Origin of the sequence: Edaphobacter sp., from assembly GCF_035763405.1 — a bacterium.
In the GTDB taxonomy this organism is placed as follows: Bacteria; Acidobacteriota; Terriglobia; order Terriglobales; family Acidobacteriaceae; genus Edaphobacter.
Genome location: NZ_DASUBE010000094.1, coordinates 1 through 14036, shown reverse-complemented (window position 1 = coordinate 14036; position 14036 = coordinate 1). Strand labels below are relative to the sequence as shown.

Here is a 14036-nt window from a genome sequence, read left to right as displayed (position 1 = left end):
TTTACTTCATCCTGTATTCGCCGCTGGTCAGCTCCAGCACCGTGTCAAACGAGATCTCTTCAGGAGCAGGATCGAGCTTCATCTGTCCTTCAATATGAAAGCGCAGCTTGCGGTCCGCGATGTCGGCGCTTTCAATCGTCACATCGACGTTCATCAGCCTGGGTTCAAAATTCTTCAGACAGGCCAGAATCGCCTGCCTCAGCCGCTTGTGGTCCGACGACGACGCCAGTCCCATCGCGCTGATGTCCGGCAGCCCATAGTTCACCATCGACGCATTCGCCAGCGGATAGCCCTCCAACTCGCGCATCCCCGGCTGCCGTGTATTCAGGAGCCATTCGAGGTCGCGCTTGATCGCGTCGCGGAAGTACTGCACCGACTGCGACCGCGTCGCCGGCCAGTCCTCCAGCGTCATCAGCCGATCCAGCACAGACTGCGTCACGATAGTCTCAACGGTCGAGCGCGCCACGTTCCTGCTCCTGTTCAGTACTGCGGAATGCTAGCGCGACAGATGGATCGCCGCGGCAGGGTTAATATGGCAAAGCCTGGCGAAGATAGCCGCCCTGTCCGCCGTGCCATTCGAGGTCTTCTCCATGCACTTCAATAGCAGCGCCAGCGGCTGCGCCAAAATCTCACCAGCCTCCCACTCTTCCAGTTTGCGCTGCTCCATCTCGCGCGCCAGTTGTTCCAGCATTGGGTGCGCAACTTCTCCAAGCCCGGCCGCCATGCAAAGCTGCGCCACCTGCATCCTCCGCTGGAACCGCATCCGTCCGCTCGGCTGTTGCGCCGCGTCGCGCGCGAGCAACTGAATCGCCGACTCCACCTGCCCCTGCCGCATAAATTGTTCGGCCAGCTCATACGCGTCCGGCACGTGCGCCTCACCCTCCTCGGACGTAGGCGTATCCATGCTGAAGCCGGACTCGGTTTCGACCGGCTCCAACGCAGCCTCCGGCGCGGCTTCGACGGGAACGATCTCCGCCGCCTTCAGCACCACCATCTCATCGAGCCACGCCTGCGTCTCCGGATTCGCCGTCGGCGTGTCATCGTCCAGCGTCCAGTTCCGCATCTCGGGAAAGTCCCGCAGCAGCGACCGCAGCGAAGCCGCCACCGTCTCCGCCAGCATCGAGTAGCCGCCGTTGTAGCTCGCCGTCCAAAGATACCTCTGCACATCGAGCCACGCCCGCCCGCACGGAGCGCCCGCCGCCGCCAGCGCCGCCGTCAACAGTTCCTCCCAGTTCGACTCCGCCGCCAACCGCTTCAGCGTCTGCCGCACCGCAGTTGAAGGCGCCACCAGAAAATCATACGAAGGCGAACTTCCCTGCTCGCGCAACTCACCCCACCGCACCGCCATCTGCAGCAGATACGGCACCGGGCTATACGCATTCTGCGTGCGCATAAACGCGGCGCAGACGTTGACCCGCGCCACCGCATCGTCCCAGTCCGCAGGCTCCGCAGCAAGCGACTTGCCTTTCTTCGGAGCAGCCTGTGTAGCCGCCGCCGCCCCCTCTTCGGTGACAGTCTCCTCCGCCGCTTCTTCCTCGACGACTTCAGCGCCTTCATCCGGCTCGGTCTTGCGCTTCTCATTCAGCAGCGCGCCAACCACCTGCCGCACCTCTTCAATCGCCGACCGCAGCTTGCTGAAGCTCGGTCCATCGTCACCGTACTTCCCCTCGCAGAACTGCTGCAGAGCCTCCACCGACTCCAGCGAGCTGTCGAGCGAGCCTTCCAGTCCCACATAAAACGACTTCGGCGTCGCCACCACCGCCGTGTCGAAATCCTCGCCCGTCACCTTGCCGTCGGCAATCGCCAGCTCGCGCGCCGCAGCCTTCGTCTCGCTGTTCGCCGCGTCTGCCTCGTACCCAACCGAACGCGACTCCTTATACTCAAAAAAATTCAGCTTCGATGACGTCAGAGGAGCTTCGCGCAGCAGTGCAGCCACGCGGTTCGCCGTCCACTCCACCGGCACGGCCCGCAGCCCCACATCGCCGTCTTCAATCTCGGGATACAGCGTCTCCCAGAACTCCTGCTGCATCTTCAAAAACATCTGCAGGCAAGGGTCCAGCAGCGCGATGCCTTCGCGCTTCAGGTGCGCTTCCGTCAGCCACGCCAGCAGTTGCAGGTCTTTGCTTTTGGTAGCGAGCGCCTCGCCCGCCAGCTTGATCACCAGCGCAAAGTCGGCCTTCTTGGCCTGACGCTGCCAGTCACCCGAAGGAATGCTCTCGTCGTCTTCCGTGCGCGCTTCTTTGATCTGGTCGTAGACGCGCTCATAGCGCAGACTCTTCCCCGAAGGGTTGTCGCCGTCAATCGGATTGAGCAGGTCATCACGCAGTGGCACTTTGGCCCGTCTCCACGGAAGAATTAAACTTCAGGCTTCTCAGCTCCAGCAGCGAGAACTCCTCATCGCCGCTCACAAACATCTTCTGCCCCAGCGGGACAGCCTCCCACTTTGCATCCTCTTCCCACACTGTCGTCCGCCCCAGTCGCACAGCGTCGTCGGCCGAGCGCCACGAGAGCGGCGAGAGCACCGGCAGCAGCACCTCGCCGATGTCCTGCAACCGGAACGACGACGTCGGATGCAGAATCGCCGTGGCCCACATCAGGTCGCGCAACTTCGTCGGCGCGCTTACTTCCACCGACTCGATATACGCAAACGGCACCCACGTGTAGCTACCCGCGATAAAGACCTCCAGGTTCGCTCCGATGCGCGAATCCGCATCGGCAAGCCCCTCAAATCCGCTGCCGTTCCACTCGCCCGCGGGCGAAGGATGCGCCGACTGCATCGGCAGTTCGCCGCGCGCGAACATCTCCTGCCGCGTCCGCTCCGCGTGGAGCGCCGACCGGTAGACCAGCGATCCGGCGGCCGCCTCCTTGCTCGCATCGGCAAGGATGTCCAACTGCTTCTCCGCGCGGTCGTACTCGCCGGCGAAGCAAAGCAGTTCAAACAGAAAAGTGCGGCGCCTGGTGTCCAGGGGCTGCTTGCGCAACTCCTGGCCAAGCGCCTCGATGGCTGGCTGCAACTCTCCAGCACGATAAAGCGACAGGGCATCCATGTCTGTAACCTGCTAGTGTCCCGAGTCTGAAGTTCACAACATAAATAACCTTGTCATCCTGAGCGGAGTTTGCCGGTTTTTTCGGCAAACGCAATCGAAGGACCTGCGGTTCGAAATCTCCGCTGATGGAAACAACTTCGGACTCAGGGCACTAGGTGAGTTTGGACTCCTTCAGGTTCCAGGTGACTGGTCCCGTGCTGGTCAGGTTGCCCTTTTCGTCCTGCGTGCTGTAGTCGATCTTGATCTCGTTGTAGGTAAACGAAACGCTGACGCTCGGAATCTCGCTCGACGCCGAGATCTGCAGCGACGTCACAAACAGCTCCTTCAGGTCCACCTTCAGATACGGCTTCTCTGCTCCCGCCTTGGTCGCCGTCAGCGTACCCGTCGGAATATGAGTGCCCTTGCAGATGCTCTTGAAAAACTTCGGCGTCGACTTGTCGAAATAGATCATCGCGCTCAAGTCAGAGAGGTCTACTTTGCCCGCGCCCGAACCGCCCGTACCCGCCACCGAGGACACATTCGACGCGCCCCACGAAAAGCTCAGTAGCTGGATCTCATTCTTATGGTTCGACTCCTGGGACTCGCCCTGAATGCCGTCAAGCTTAAGAAAATAATCAACTGCCATCGGAGTTGCTCCTTTCAATACGTACAGCCAGTGGTTATTAATTCGTTCATCCGTTCAATCCGGACGACTATTTCCTCGCGGAGGCCGGGAGATCAGCAACCAGACGCAGCGATACCGAAAGCTCGTCCAGTTGGAAGTGCGGTTTCAAAAACGCGACCGCCCGATAGGCCCCGGGCTTTCCAGGAATCTCCGACACCTGGATCGCGGCTTCTCTCAGTGGAAGCTTTGCCTTCGCTGCCTGCGAGGCGTTGTCGTCGTTGCAGACATAGTTTGAAATCCATTGATTGAGGAACTTCTCGCAGTCCTGCCGCGTCATGAAGCTCCCGATCTTGTCGCGCATCATCGCCTTCAGATAGTGCGCAAACCGCGACATCGCCAGAATGTACGGCAACTGGGCCGAGAGACGCGCATTCGCGTTCGCCGCCTCCTTGTCGTACAGCTTCGGCTTGTTCACCGTCTGCACGCTGAAGAACGCCGCATAGTCGGTACCTTTGCAGTGAACCAGCGGAACCAGGCCCTGATCGGCAAGCTCTTTTTCGCGCCGGTCGGTCACGCCCACTTCCGTGGGACACTTCAGCGCCACGTCGCCCTCGTCCGTGCGGAACGTGTGCGCCGGCAGACCTTCCACCAGTCCGCCGCCTTCCACGCCGCGGATCGACGCGCACCAGCCGTATTTAGCGAACGAGTTTGTCAACCGCGCGCCCAGCGCGTAGGCCGCATTGCCCCACAGATACTTCGAGTGGTCGCTGCCATCCACGCCTTCCTCATAGTCGAACGCATCCACCTGCTTGGTGTCCTTGCCGTAGGGCAGACGCGCCAGAATGTGCGGCAACGTCAGCGCCACATAGCGCGAGTCGTCCGACTGCCGGAACGACTTCCACTTCGCATACTCGGTCGAGTCGAAGATCTTGCCGATGTCGCGCGGCGAGCCCAACTGCGTATAGCTCGACAGGTTCAGCAGGTCCGACGTAGCCGACGACAGGAACGGAGCGTGCGCCGACGAGGCCACCTGCGACACCCTCTCCAGCAGCTCAATGTCCTCCGGCCCCTTGCCGAACTCGTAGTCGCCCACCAGCGCCGCAAACGGCGCGCCGCCAAAGACGCCGAACTCTTCTTCGTACACCTTCTTGAACAGGGCGCTCTGGTCGAACTCCGGCGCGCGCTGCAAATCTTTCAGCAGGTCGCGCTTCGAGACGTTCAGCACCTTGATCTTCAGCATCTCGCTGGTCTCGCTCTGGTCCATCAGGTACTTGATGCCGCGCCACGTGCCTTCCAGCTTCTGGAACGCCGGGTAGTGCAGGACCTCGTTCAACTGGAGCGAGATCAGTTTGTCGATCTGCGCAATCCTCGCCTGAATCGACGCCTCCGCATCGCGGCTCAGCGTCATCTGTCCGTCGAGCACCTGCGCGACGAACTCCTTCACCATGTCGCGTCCACGCTCCATCGTGCTCGCGTCGCGGTTGAAGCGCCCCTGGGCCACAATCTGGTCCAGCAGCGACTGTTCTGATGTCTGCTCCGTTGTCTGACCCGCCGCCTGTGTAGCGGCCTTCGCTGCGCTCATTTCTCACCCCCGGTTTTCCCCAGCTCCGCGCGCAGCTTCTCGCGCGACTGCGTGTTCGACACCGCCTCAAACAGGGCGTCATCCAGCTTGTCATTCCCCTGCAGGCTGCCGCGCAGGTCCGAAAGCCGCGTCCGCAGATCAAGCAGTTCCTTCAACGGCCCAACCTGCTTGGCCACATTCTCCGGCGAAAAGTCGTCCAGGCTCTCGAACTTCAGGTTCACCGCCACCTGCCCCGCGTTCGGATCGTCCGACAGCTTGTTCTCTACCGAGAACGCCAGATGCGGCTGCATCCCCTTCAGTACCGAGTCGAAGTTGTCCGGATTGATCTCGACGAACTTCCTGTCCTTCAGCGCGGCCAGCGGCTGTTCCGGCTGCCCTGTCAGGTCGCCCAGCACGCCCATCACAAAGGGCAGTTCCTTCATCTCAATCGCGTCGCCGATCTCGACATCGTAGGTGATGTGAACGCGCGGCGACCGCACTCTGTCAAGTTTGTGTTGCGTACTTTCTTTTGCCATAGCCTTGGCTCCTTACGGGCAGAATGAACTCACCGATCCGAGGAGAACGGACGAGTTGGGGGAGAAAACCTTTTGGGTACAACATTCCCAGGGGCAACAGTTGAGTGAGATAAAAATCTACACCCAAGTCGTCAAGGAATACTACACGACAAAGCCGCTTCTCTGTGCAAAAAATCAAAGCCCCTCATCACACTTTGGAATTACGCGGCAAAATCCCGCCTCCACGCTAAAATCTTTCCGCTGAACCCTATGTCGTTTGGCACGCGCCTTTGGACAACGCTATACTCCCGGCATCACTCCCGGCACAAAACGAAGGATCGGCCGCAATGCGTCAGCTTCAACCCGTCATCTGGTCCAAGGGCGTCTTCCTCTCGCCGCAGCACCTCCAGGCGCAGGACCGCTTCTTCGAGGAGACCCTCCGCTTCCACGTCGAGGCGCTCGCCTTCCGCCACTGGGGATACAACCAGCTCCAGCTCGACGCCGCCGCCCTCAGCGAAGGCTCCCTCTCCATCACCGCCGCCACCGGCATCTTCCCCGACGGCCTCCTCTTCGACATCCCCGCCTCCGACCCCGCCCCCCGCGCCCGCATCCTCGACGAGTGTTTCCGCGACGGACGCACCCGCTGCATCTTCTATCTAGCCCTGCCCCAGCAGCGCCCCGGCGGCCTCAACGTCGCGCTCCACCGCGGCGGAGCCAGCACCCGCTTCTACTCCGAGCTGCAAATGCTCCGCGACGAAAACTCCATTGCCAGCGAAAAGCCCGTCTCGCTCGCCCGCAAGAACCTGCAAATCCTCGCCGACGGCGAAAACCTCGAAGGCTCCTCCCTGCTTCCACTCGCCGCCATCGAAAAGACCGAGGCCGGAACCTACCGCTTCGACCCCCGCTACGTCCCACCCATGGTCAACCTCAAGGGCAGCGACTACCTCACCGGCATCCTCCGCGGCCAGCTTGAGCTGCTCGTCGCCCGCAGCAGCCAGCTCGCCGGAGCCCGCCGCCAGCGCAACCAGTCCCTCGCCGACTTCAGCGCCTCCGACATCGCCAACTTCTGGCTCCTCTACACGCTCAACACCCAGGTCCCCGCCCTACGCCACTTCTTCGAGTCGTCCACCGTCCACCCCGAAGCTCTGTTTATGCAGATGCTCGAACTCGCCGGCTCACTCGCCACCTTCTCGCCCAAAGTCGAACCCCGTGACCTGCCCAGCTACGACCACGAGCAGCTCGGCCAGTGCTTCGGCCTGCTCGACGCCCTCCTCCGCGAGCTGCTCGAAACCGTCATCCCCAGCAACTTCGTCGCTCTGCCGCTCAAGCCGCTGCGCGAGTCCATCTACGCCACCGCCATCGACAAAGACTCGTACTTCGAGAACACGCGCTTCTACCTCGCCATCTCGGCCGACATGCCCCAGCCCGACCTCATCACCCGCGTGCCCCAGCTCGCCAAGATCTGCTCGGCCACCCACATCGAGCAGCTCATCCGCCAGGCGCTCTCCGGCCTCCGAGCCACGCACGTCCCCGTCCCGCCGCGAGCCATCCCGGTCAAGCTCAAATACCAGTACTTCAGCCTCGAACGCTCCGGCCCCGTCTGGGAGTCCATCGTCCGCTCGCGCAACTTCGCCGTCTACGCCCCAGCCGACATCCCCAACCCCAACATGGAACTCATCATCCTGCTCCCCTCCGCCGAGTAGCCTGTACGACAGCACAGGACAGTTGTCATTCCCCTTTTGTTGTTGCCGTTCCCCCTTTTGTTTGTCATTCCCGAAGGGAATCCGCGTTTCGCTTTGGCCCGCGTCGGGCTGCGCCGATATGAGCACGTCATCTCGACCGGAGGCGGCGCTCTTTGCCGCCCAGTGGAGAGACCGCGCATTTCTCCCACCCACCCAAAAGCCCCGCCCCAAGCCCATACATCCGCACCCCAAATCCGCGATCATCCGCGCAAATCCGTGGCCGCTTTTAAATCGGGGCCATCGGCGCAAATCGGCGCTAGGCCTCCCACTCGAAATCCCCCCTTGAAACATTCTCCCAAATGAACTAACGTGGCACGGTCAGGAGTCCCGCTCATGCTACGTTCTCTCCGCCAGCAGTGCCGCCCAACTGCCTCCGGCGCACTGCTGGTATTTTTCCTGCTCATCCAAGCAGCAACTATCTCTCCTGCACAAACTTCCGTCAAAACCATCGAGCAAAACTTCCAGAATCCGCCCGCCGCGTCCCGCCCCATGGTTCGCTGGTGGTGGTTCGGCCTTGCCGTCCAGAAGCCCGAGATCCTCCGCGAACTCCAGCAAATGAAAGCCGACGGCATCCAGGGCGCCGAGCTCGCCTTCGAGTACCCGCAGGTCCTCGACGACCCCGCGAAGCACCTCAAAAATCTCCCCTTCCTCTCCCTTGAATTCCTCGACGACGTTCGCTACGCGCAGGAGGAAGGCCGCAAGCTCGGTCTCCGCATCGACGTCACGCTCGGCAGCGGCTGGCCCTACGGCGGCCCCAACACCACCCTCGCCGAAGCCGCCGGACGCCTCCGCATCGCCGAAGTCCAAGTCCCCGCAAGCACAACCTCAGCCGCCGAACCGCAGCTCGGAGAAGGCGAATCCTTCATCTCAGCCGCCATCGCCAACGCCAAACTCCTGCCGCCCGAAACCCACCCTCGCGGCCGAGGCCACCTTAGCCAACCCCGCCCAGCCGACTTCGATCCCACCAGCGCAAAGCCGCTCACCATCGCCGATCACACAGCGACCTTCCCCGCATCCGACCACCCCCGCGTAGCCCTCTTCTTCATCGCCAGCCACACCCGCCAGCAGGTCAAACGAGCCGCCGTCGGAGCCGAGGGCTACGTCCTCGATCCCTTCAGCCACCAGGCCGTCGCCACCCATCTCGAAAAAGTAGGCGAGCCACTCGTCCGCGCCTTCGGCAACACCCCACCCTACGCCATCTTCTCCGACTCACTCGAAGCCTACGGGGCCGACTGGACCCCCAACCTCCCCGCCGAGTTCCTCAAGCAGAACGGCTATGACCTCATTCCCCATCTCCCCGAACTCGTCGCCGGAGGAACTCCCGAAGCCGAGCGCGTTCGTCACGACTGGGGCAAGACGCTGACCAAACTCATCAACGAAAACTACCTGACTCAAATCAATAACTGGGCCATCGAGCACAACACAAAGTTTCGCTCGCAAACGTATGGTGAACCAGCAGTTAGCTTTTCAAGCCAAAACCTCGTCGCGCTCGCCGAAGGCGAAGGCCCGCAATGGCGCCAGTTTTCCACACTCCGCTGGGCCACCTCTGCAAATCACGTCTTCAACCACACCGTCACCTCGGGCGAGACCTTCACCTGGCTCCACTCGCCCGTCTTCCGCGCCACCCCGCTCGACATGAAGACCGAAGCCGACACCGACTTCCTCATGGGCGAAAACCAGATCATGTGCCACGGCTGGCCCTACTCTCCGCCAGACAACGAAGTCCCCGAACCCGGCTGGTCGCTTTACGCCGCCGCCGCCCTCAACGACCACAACCCCTGGCATCCGGTCATGCCCGACGTCACCAGCTACATTGGCAGAATCAGCTACTTGCTGCGACAAGGTAAACCAGCAAATCAAGTTGCTGTCCTGCTCCCTACCGACGACGCATGGGCCGGCTTCTCCCCCGGCCACGTCACCGTCACCGGAGCCATGCAGCGCCTCATCCCCCCGCCGATGATCTCCGCCATCCTCTCCGCAGGCTATAACTACGACTTCATCGACGCCGACGCCATCGACTCCGTCGGCCTCGGCACCCACCAAATCCTCGTCCTGCCCCCAACCGACCGCATCCCCGTCGAAACTCTCCACAAGATTTCCACATGGGTCCAAGCCGGAGGCAAAGTCATCTCCCTCGGCCACACCCCCACCCTCGACCCCGAAGGCAAACCGCTCACCCAATCCGCGACCGCCTTCATCCCCACTGTCCCGGACGCCACCAACCTCGGCAAAGCCCTCGCAGACCTCGCCCCACCCGACTTCAAACTGAATTCCCCAGACGAGCACATCAAAGAAGTCGCTGGCTTCATCCGCCGCAAACTCCCCGACGCCGACATCTACTTCGTCGCCAACACCGGCAACATACCCGTCACCTTCAACGCCACCTTCGCCACCACCTACAAATTCGTCAGCCGGTGGAACCCCGATAATGGCACAGTCACATCGCCAACCAGCGTGAGCGACAGCAGGAGCAGCATCACCAGCCTCGCCCCCTATGGCTCCGCCATCTTCATCTTCTCCGACGAGCCCATAGCGACGACCAACAAGGGCCAACGGCCCGACACATACCAGCCTGGGCCGAAGGCCCAGGTAACAACCACACAAAGATCAAAGAGGGCTGAAAGCCCGACACATAACGTCGGAGCGACCCCAGACTCCTCCATCGACCTCACCACCAACTGGCGCGTCAACTTCACCAGCCTTCACCAAACCCAAACCGAACCCACCCTCACCGACTGGACCGCCTCGCCCGCCACCCTTTACTACTCCGGCGAAGCCATCTACTCCCGCGACGTCACCCTCGCCGCCGACCAAACCCACGCCACGCTCGAAATCGACGGCGGCAAACCCCTTCCCGGTGCACCCAACTCCGCGCCTGAACACCCGGCTCTGCTACCCAACGGCCTGCCCAACCCGCTCATCACCCGCCCCGGCCCGGGCATGCACGCCTACTACGACCCACCCATCCACGAAGCGGCCATCGTCTACATCAACGGCCAGCGAGCAGGCGCACTCTGGCACCCGCCCTACAGCCTTGACGTATCGAAATTCCTCAAGCCCGGCAAAAACCACATCGAGATCCACGTCTACAACACGGCCCTCAACGCCTGGTTCGCGCTCCCGCCTCACGACTACAAACCCCTCATCGCCAAATACGGCGACCGCTTCCAGATGCAGGACCTCGACAAGGTCAAACCCATCCCCTCAGGCATCCTCGGCACCATCCGCCTCATGACCGGAGGATCGAAATAGACCATCTGCTAACCAACAGTTGTCATCCTTCGCCGAAGGCGGAGAACCCGCTTTTGTCTTAAATAGCTATTAGCTATAAAGCTAAATAACTATTAGCCATCTCCTCTGAGGCATAGCCCCCTTTGTTTGTCATTCCCGAAGGGAATCTGCGTTTTGCTCAAATGGCCCAAACCACATCTGGCGGAGGATCGCTTTAAATTTGCTCTGGCGCGATTCCACCATTGCAGTTCTGGAAACGTGCCTTGCCCTGAAATACGCAGTTGAAGTTGAAGGCGAAGCTCATTGGATCACCCTAATTCGAGAGCCAGCAGCGTTCAACGCAGAAGGCCATATCCCCATGTTCTTGCATAACCAATTGATACAATTGCACCTGTGAGCGACGTTCAAGACCATTACAGCAATCTTCTCGCAAAGCAATACACATGGATGTTTGGCATGTCATTCTCGGCAAAAGTAGCCGAGCAAAAGGCCATTCTGGCAGATGCGCTCCAGCCAGCGACCGACGATTCTGGGCTCGGATTAGCAGTAGATCTAGGCAGTGGCCCAGGATTCCAGACGATTGCGCTCTCCGAGATGGGATGTTCTCCCGTGCTTGCCTTAGACACCAGCGAATCTCTTCTCAAGGAGCTTCAACTTCACCAGAAAGAGCTACCCGTCCAAACGATTTGTGCTGATTTATTGCAGTTGGGCCAGTTTGTATCTCCAGCATCTGCGAATGCCATCGTCTGTATGGGGGACACGATCACTCACCTTGGGACCAGGGACGCTGTCGAAGGTCTTCTTGGCTCGGTCTTTGACGCCCTCGTTCCCGGTGGAAGATTTGTAATCAGCTACCGAGATCTTAGCGCCGAGGCTACCGGGCTCGATCGTTTCATTCCCGTCTATGCGGATGAAGATAAAGTCATGACCTGCTTTCTGGAATTCGACAGGACAGATACGGTCATGGTTCATGATCTGGTCTACAGCCGCGTCAATCACCAATGGCTACTTGAAAAGAGCAACTACCGTAAGCTGCGCCTGCCTATCGATTGGCTGAACGATGCGATGGTGCGGGTTGGCTTCATCGTCCACAAGGGGCAAGCGGGGAGACTTCTTCGCCTCGTTGGACAGAAACCGCAACCTCGATAAGCGCCTTTCCTGTGGCTGTGGCTCCGCAGAGGCATCGGTGGCTGCGAGGTTCAACGAGTGCATCATCACCGAGCCACTCAGTGAAACGTGGCAACGGTATTCCGGGCTCTCGATGAATGCCTCGACCTGTTATCGACAGTTGCGTTGATGATTAGTCAACATAAGCCGACTAACCAGGACTAGTCGTCAAAGAGGGCGCGCCTTTGCCGCTAATACCGGGTTTGCGGCAAAGGCTGACCGTTGATGGTTTGACTTTTTCTGAGATCTTCAGATCGCCACAACTCGCCTGAGAATGTGGAAGAAAAGATTTCAGCGCTTCTGCACAACTTCGGCCTGCGAGTCGGCCAGCCAATCGGAGAAACGCGTTGTCACAAGCAGCGCGTCGTTGTCAGGTACGAGGGCATTCTCAGGCACCTGTCCCCCGAAATAGCCAAGGCTCGGGTCGGTCACGACCTGACGCGGATCATGCTTCGCCTTCAGAAGTTCTCTTGCCAGATCATCCAACTGGCGACGTTCCGGTCCGGCGACATTAATATGACCATTCCTTGGAGCCTGCAGTGCGATCCTGGCTATGGCCTTGGCTATATCGTCCGCTGCGAGCGGCTGCATGAGTACGTTCGAGAGGCGAACGGTTTGACCATCGGTTGCAGCGTCAGCCAGGCTGCCGATGAACTCGAAAAATTGTGTTGCTCGCACGATTGTGTATGGAACGCCCGCAGCCTCGATAGCCTTTTCCTGCATGACCTTGGCTCGCATGTAACCCAGGTTCACCATGCGGTCAGCACCTACTATCGAGAGCGCGACATGATGCTGAACCCCCGCTGCCGCTTCAGCCGGAAGCAGATGATGCGCGGAGGTCTGAAAGAAGTTCATCACCGCGGAGTCTTCAAACGACGGAGAATTGGTGAGATCGACGACCACCTGCGCACCTTGCAGAGCTTCCGGTATCCCTCTGCCCGTCAGCACTCAACCGTGCTGGTAGAGGCCGCAAGTACCTCTTGATGCTGTTCTTTAAGAAGCCGGACCACTTTGCTTCCGATGAGACCGCTTCCGCCCAATACGACTATCTTCATGGCATGTCCTTTCGTCATTCGCTCTTGCGAATCGTCCCGGTCGCGTCCCCTGAGGTGACGTCAACCGCGTGTACTAGCAAGGACAAGATGGGAACACGATCTGTGACACGGTGATGTTCCTTTATTTAGAGACGGCCGATACCGGGAACTCTTTGAGCGTTACATCGAGGTTGCGATCGAGGCCGAGATCGAGGTGAGCTTGGCGGGATTCATGATCCACAGAATTCGATCAATCTCCTCACTTGACGCATCGATCGAAACAAGTGCATAGGCATGCCCATCACGGGAAAGCAGTGCGGCCAAACCGCTGTTCGCCTCGACCCAGGTGACGCTGGCACCCGTCCAAAAGTGCGATGCAAACGATGTAATGAACTTCGCCACTCGCTCACGACCGCGGATAGGCGCCAACGCTGCACGTACGACTCCGCCGCCATCGGAGTACGACGCGGCATCCGCGCCGAGGAGCCTTTCCAAATCAGCTAATTCTCCTCGCTGCGCCGCCGTGATGAATGCGCGAAGCAGGCGCTCCCGCTCCACTTTTCCGGCGGGCGCTCTACGTTCGCCAGCGATGTGCTTACGAGCACGGGTCAGGATCTGGCGGGCATTGGGTTCCGTCATTCCGAGCACCGCGGCAACCTGACGGTGCGAATACTCGAACGCCTCACGCAGCACATAGGCAGCCCGCTCTACAGGAGCAAGCTTTTCCAGCAGGAGCATGACAGCGAGTTCAAGAGCTTCCCCGCGCTCCGCTCCAAGTGTTGGGTCGGACTTGGTGTCCACCGGCTCGGGCAGCCAGGGCCCAATGTATGTCTCACGACGGGAACGAGCTGATTGCGAGATGTTGATCGCAATCCGGGTCGTCACGGAGACGGGATACGCCACAGGTTCGAGCACAGCCCTGCGATCAGCGTTCTGCCACCGCAACCACGCCTCCTGCACAACATCTTCGGCTTCTGCCACAGCGCCGAGCATTCGATAGGCAATGCCGAACAATCTAGAACGGGAATCGAGGAAGATCGCTGTAGCGCTCTCAAGGCTGCTGGCATCGAGGCTGGGCGCTTGCGGCATGCAAATATTTTAGATGATTCTGCAATCCGACATTGCCATAGAGTTG

General features: G+C 60.3%; 12 protein-coding genes. 3 read left to right on the top strand and 9 right to left on the bottom strand.

What is annotated here, in order from left to right; all coding sequences use genetic code 11:
• Nucleotide 1 precedes the first annotated feature (1 nt).
• The 6 genes from tssE to tssB all read right to left on the bottom strand — a co-directional run bounded on the left by tssE (nt 2) and on the right by tssB (nt 5748).
• Nucleotides 2–466, bottom strand: coding sequence for a type VI secretion system baseplate subunit TssE (tssE, locus tag VFU66_RS09610; RefSeq protein ID WP_326446026.1), 465 nt, complete (start codon nt 464–466; stop codon nt 2–4).
• A 30-nt stretch (nt 467–496) separates the two neighbouring features.
• Nucleotides 497–2332: a type VI secretion system protein TssA gene (gene tssA / locus VFU66_RS09605; RefSeq protein WP_326446025.1), complete on the bottom strand. Its 1836-nt coding sequence runs from the start codon at nt 2330–2332 to the stop codon at nt 497–499.
• A complete protein-coding gene (locus VFU66_RS09600) occupies nt 2319–3047 on the bottom strand; it encodes a type VI secretion system accessory protein TagJ (protein WP_326446024.1) in 729 nt (242 codons plus the stop codon). The genes tssA and VFU66_RS09600 overlap by 14 nt, the downstream gene beginning before the upstream one ends.
• Nucleotides 3048–3198: 151 nt before the next feature.
• Nucleotides 3199–3672, bottom strand: coding sequence for an Hcp family type VI secretion system effector (locus VFU66_RS09595; protein ID WP_326446023.1), 474 nt, complete (start codon nt 3670–3672; stop codon nt 3199–3201).
• Nucleotides 3673–3739: 67 nt separating this feature from the next.
• Nucleotides 3740–5233 (bottom strand): type VI secretion system contractile sheath large subunit, encoded by a 1494-nt coding sequence (tssC, locus tag VFU66_RS09590; RefSeq protein ID WP_326446022.1) that lies wholly within the window; start codon nt 5231–5233, stop codon nt 3740–3742.
• Nucleotides 5230–5748, bottom strand: coding sequence for a type VI secretion system contractile sheath small subunit (gene tssB, locus VFU66_RS09585; protein WP_326446021.1), 519 nt, complete (start codon nt 5746–5748; stop codon nt 5230–5232). Before tssB ends, tssC begins: the two co-directional genes overlap by 4 nt.
• A gap of 326 nt (nt 5749–6074) precedes the next feature.
• On the opposite strand from tssB, the gene tssK reads away from it, so the two are divergent.
• The 3 genes from tssK to VFU66_RS09570 all read left to right on the top strand — a co-directional run bounded on the left by tssK (nt 6075) and on the right by VFU66_RS09570 (nt 11849).
• Complete coding sequence (tssK, locus tag VFU66_RS09580; RefSeq protein WP_326446020.1) at nt 6075–7430, top strand: type VI secretion system baseplate subunit TssK; 1356 nt, start codon at nt 6075–6077, stop codon at nt 7428–7430.
• Nucleotides 7431–7802: 372 nt separating this feature from the next.
• Entirely contained in the window at nt 7803–10721 is a 2919-nt protein-coding gene (locus tag VFU66_RS09575) for a glycosyl hydrolase (protein ID WP_326446019.1), read from the top strand.
• Nucleotides 10722–11093: 372 nt separating this feature from the next.
• Complete coding sequence (locus tag VFU66_RS09570; RefSeq protein ID WP_326446018.1) at nt 11094–11849, top strand: class I SAM-dependent methyltransferase; 756 nt, start codon at nt 11094–11096, stop codon at nt 11847–11849.
• Nucleotides 11850–12158: 309 nt separating this feature from the next.
• Here the strand turns inward: VFU66_RS09570 and VFU66_RS09565 are convergent, their stop codons facing one another.
• From VFU66_RS09565 to VFU66_RS09555, 3 genes are all read right to left on the bottom strand, one after another.
• Nucleotides 12159–12770 carry an SDR family oxidoreductase gene (locus VFU66_RS09565; RefSeq protein WP_326446017.1) on the bottom strand — a complete coding sequence of 204 codons (612 nt, stop codon included), beginning with the start codon at nt 12768–12770 and terminating at the stop codon, nt 12159–12161.
• 38 nt (nt 12771–12808) lie between these two features.
• The gene (locus tag VFU66_RS09560) at nt 12809–12922 is read right to left on the bottom strand and encodes an NAD-dependent epimerase/dehydratase family protein (RefSeq protein ID WP_326446016.1); all 114 of its coding nucleotides are present in this window, start codon (nt 12920–12922) and stop codon (nt 12809–12811) included.
• A gap of 159 nt (nt 12923–13081) precedes the next feature.
• Entirely contained in the window at nt 13082–13990 is a 909-nt protein-coding gene (locus tag VFU66_RS09555; RefSeq protein ID WP_326446015.1) for a sigma-70 family RNA polymerase sigma factor, read from the bottom strand.
• Between the last annotated feature and the right edge of the window lie 46 nt (nt 13991–14036).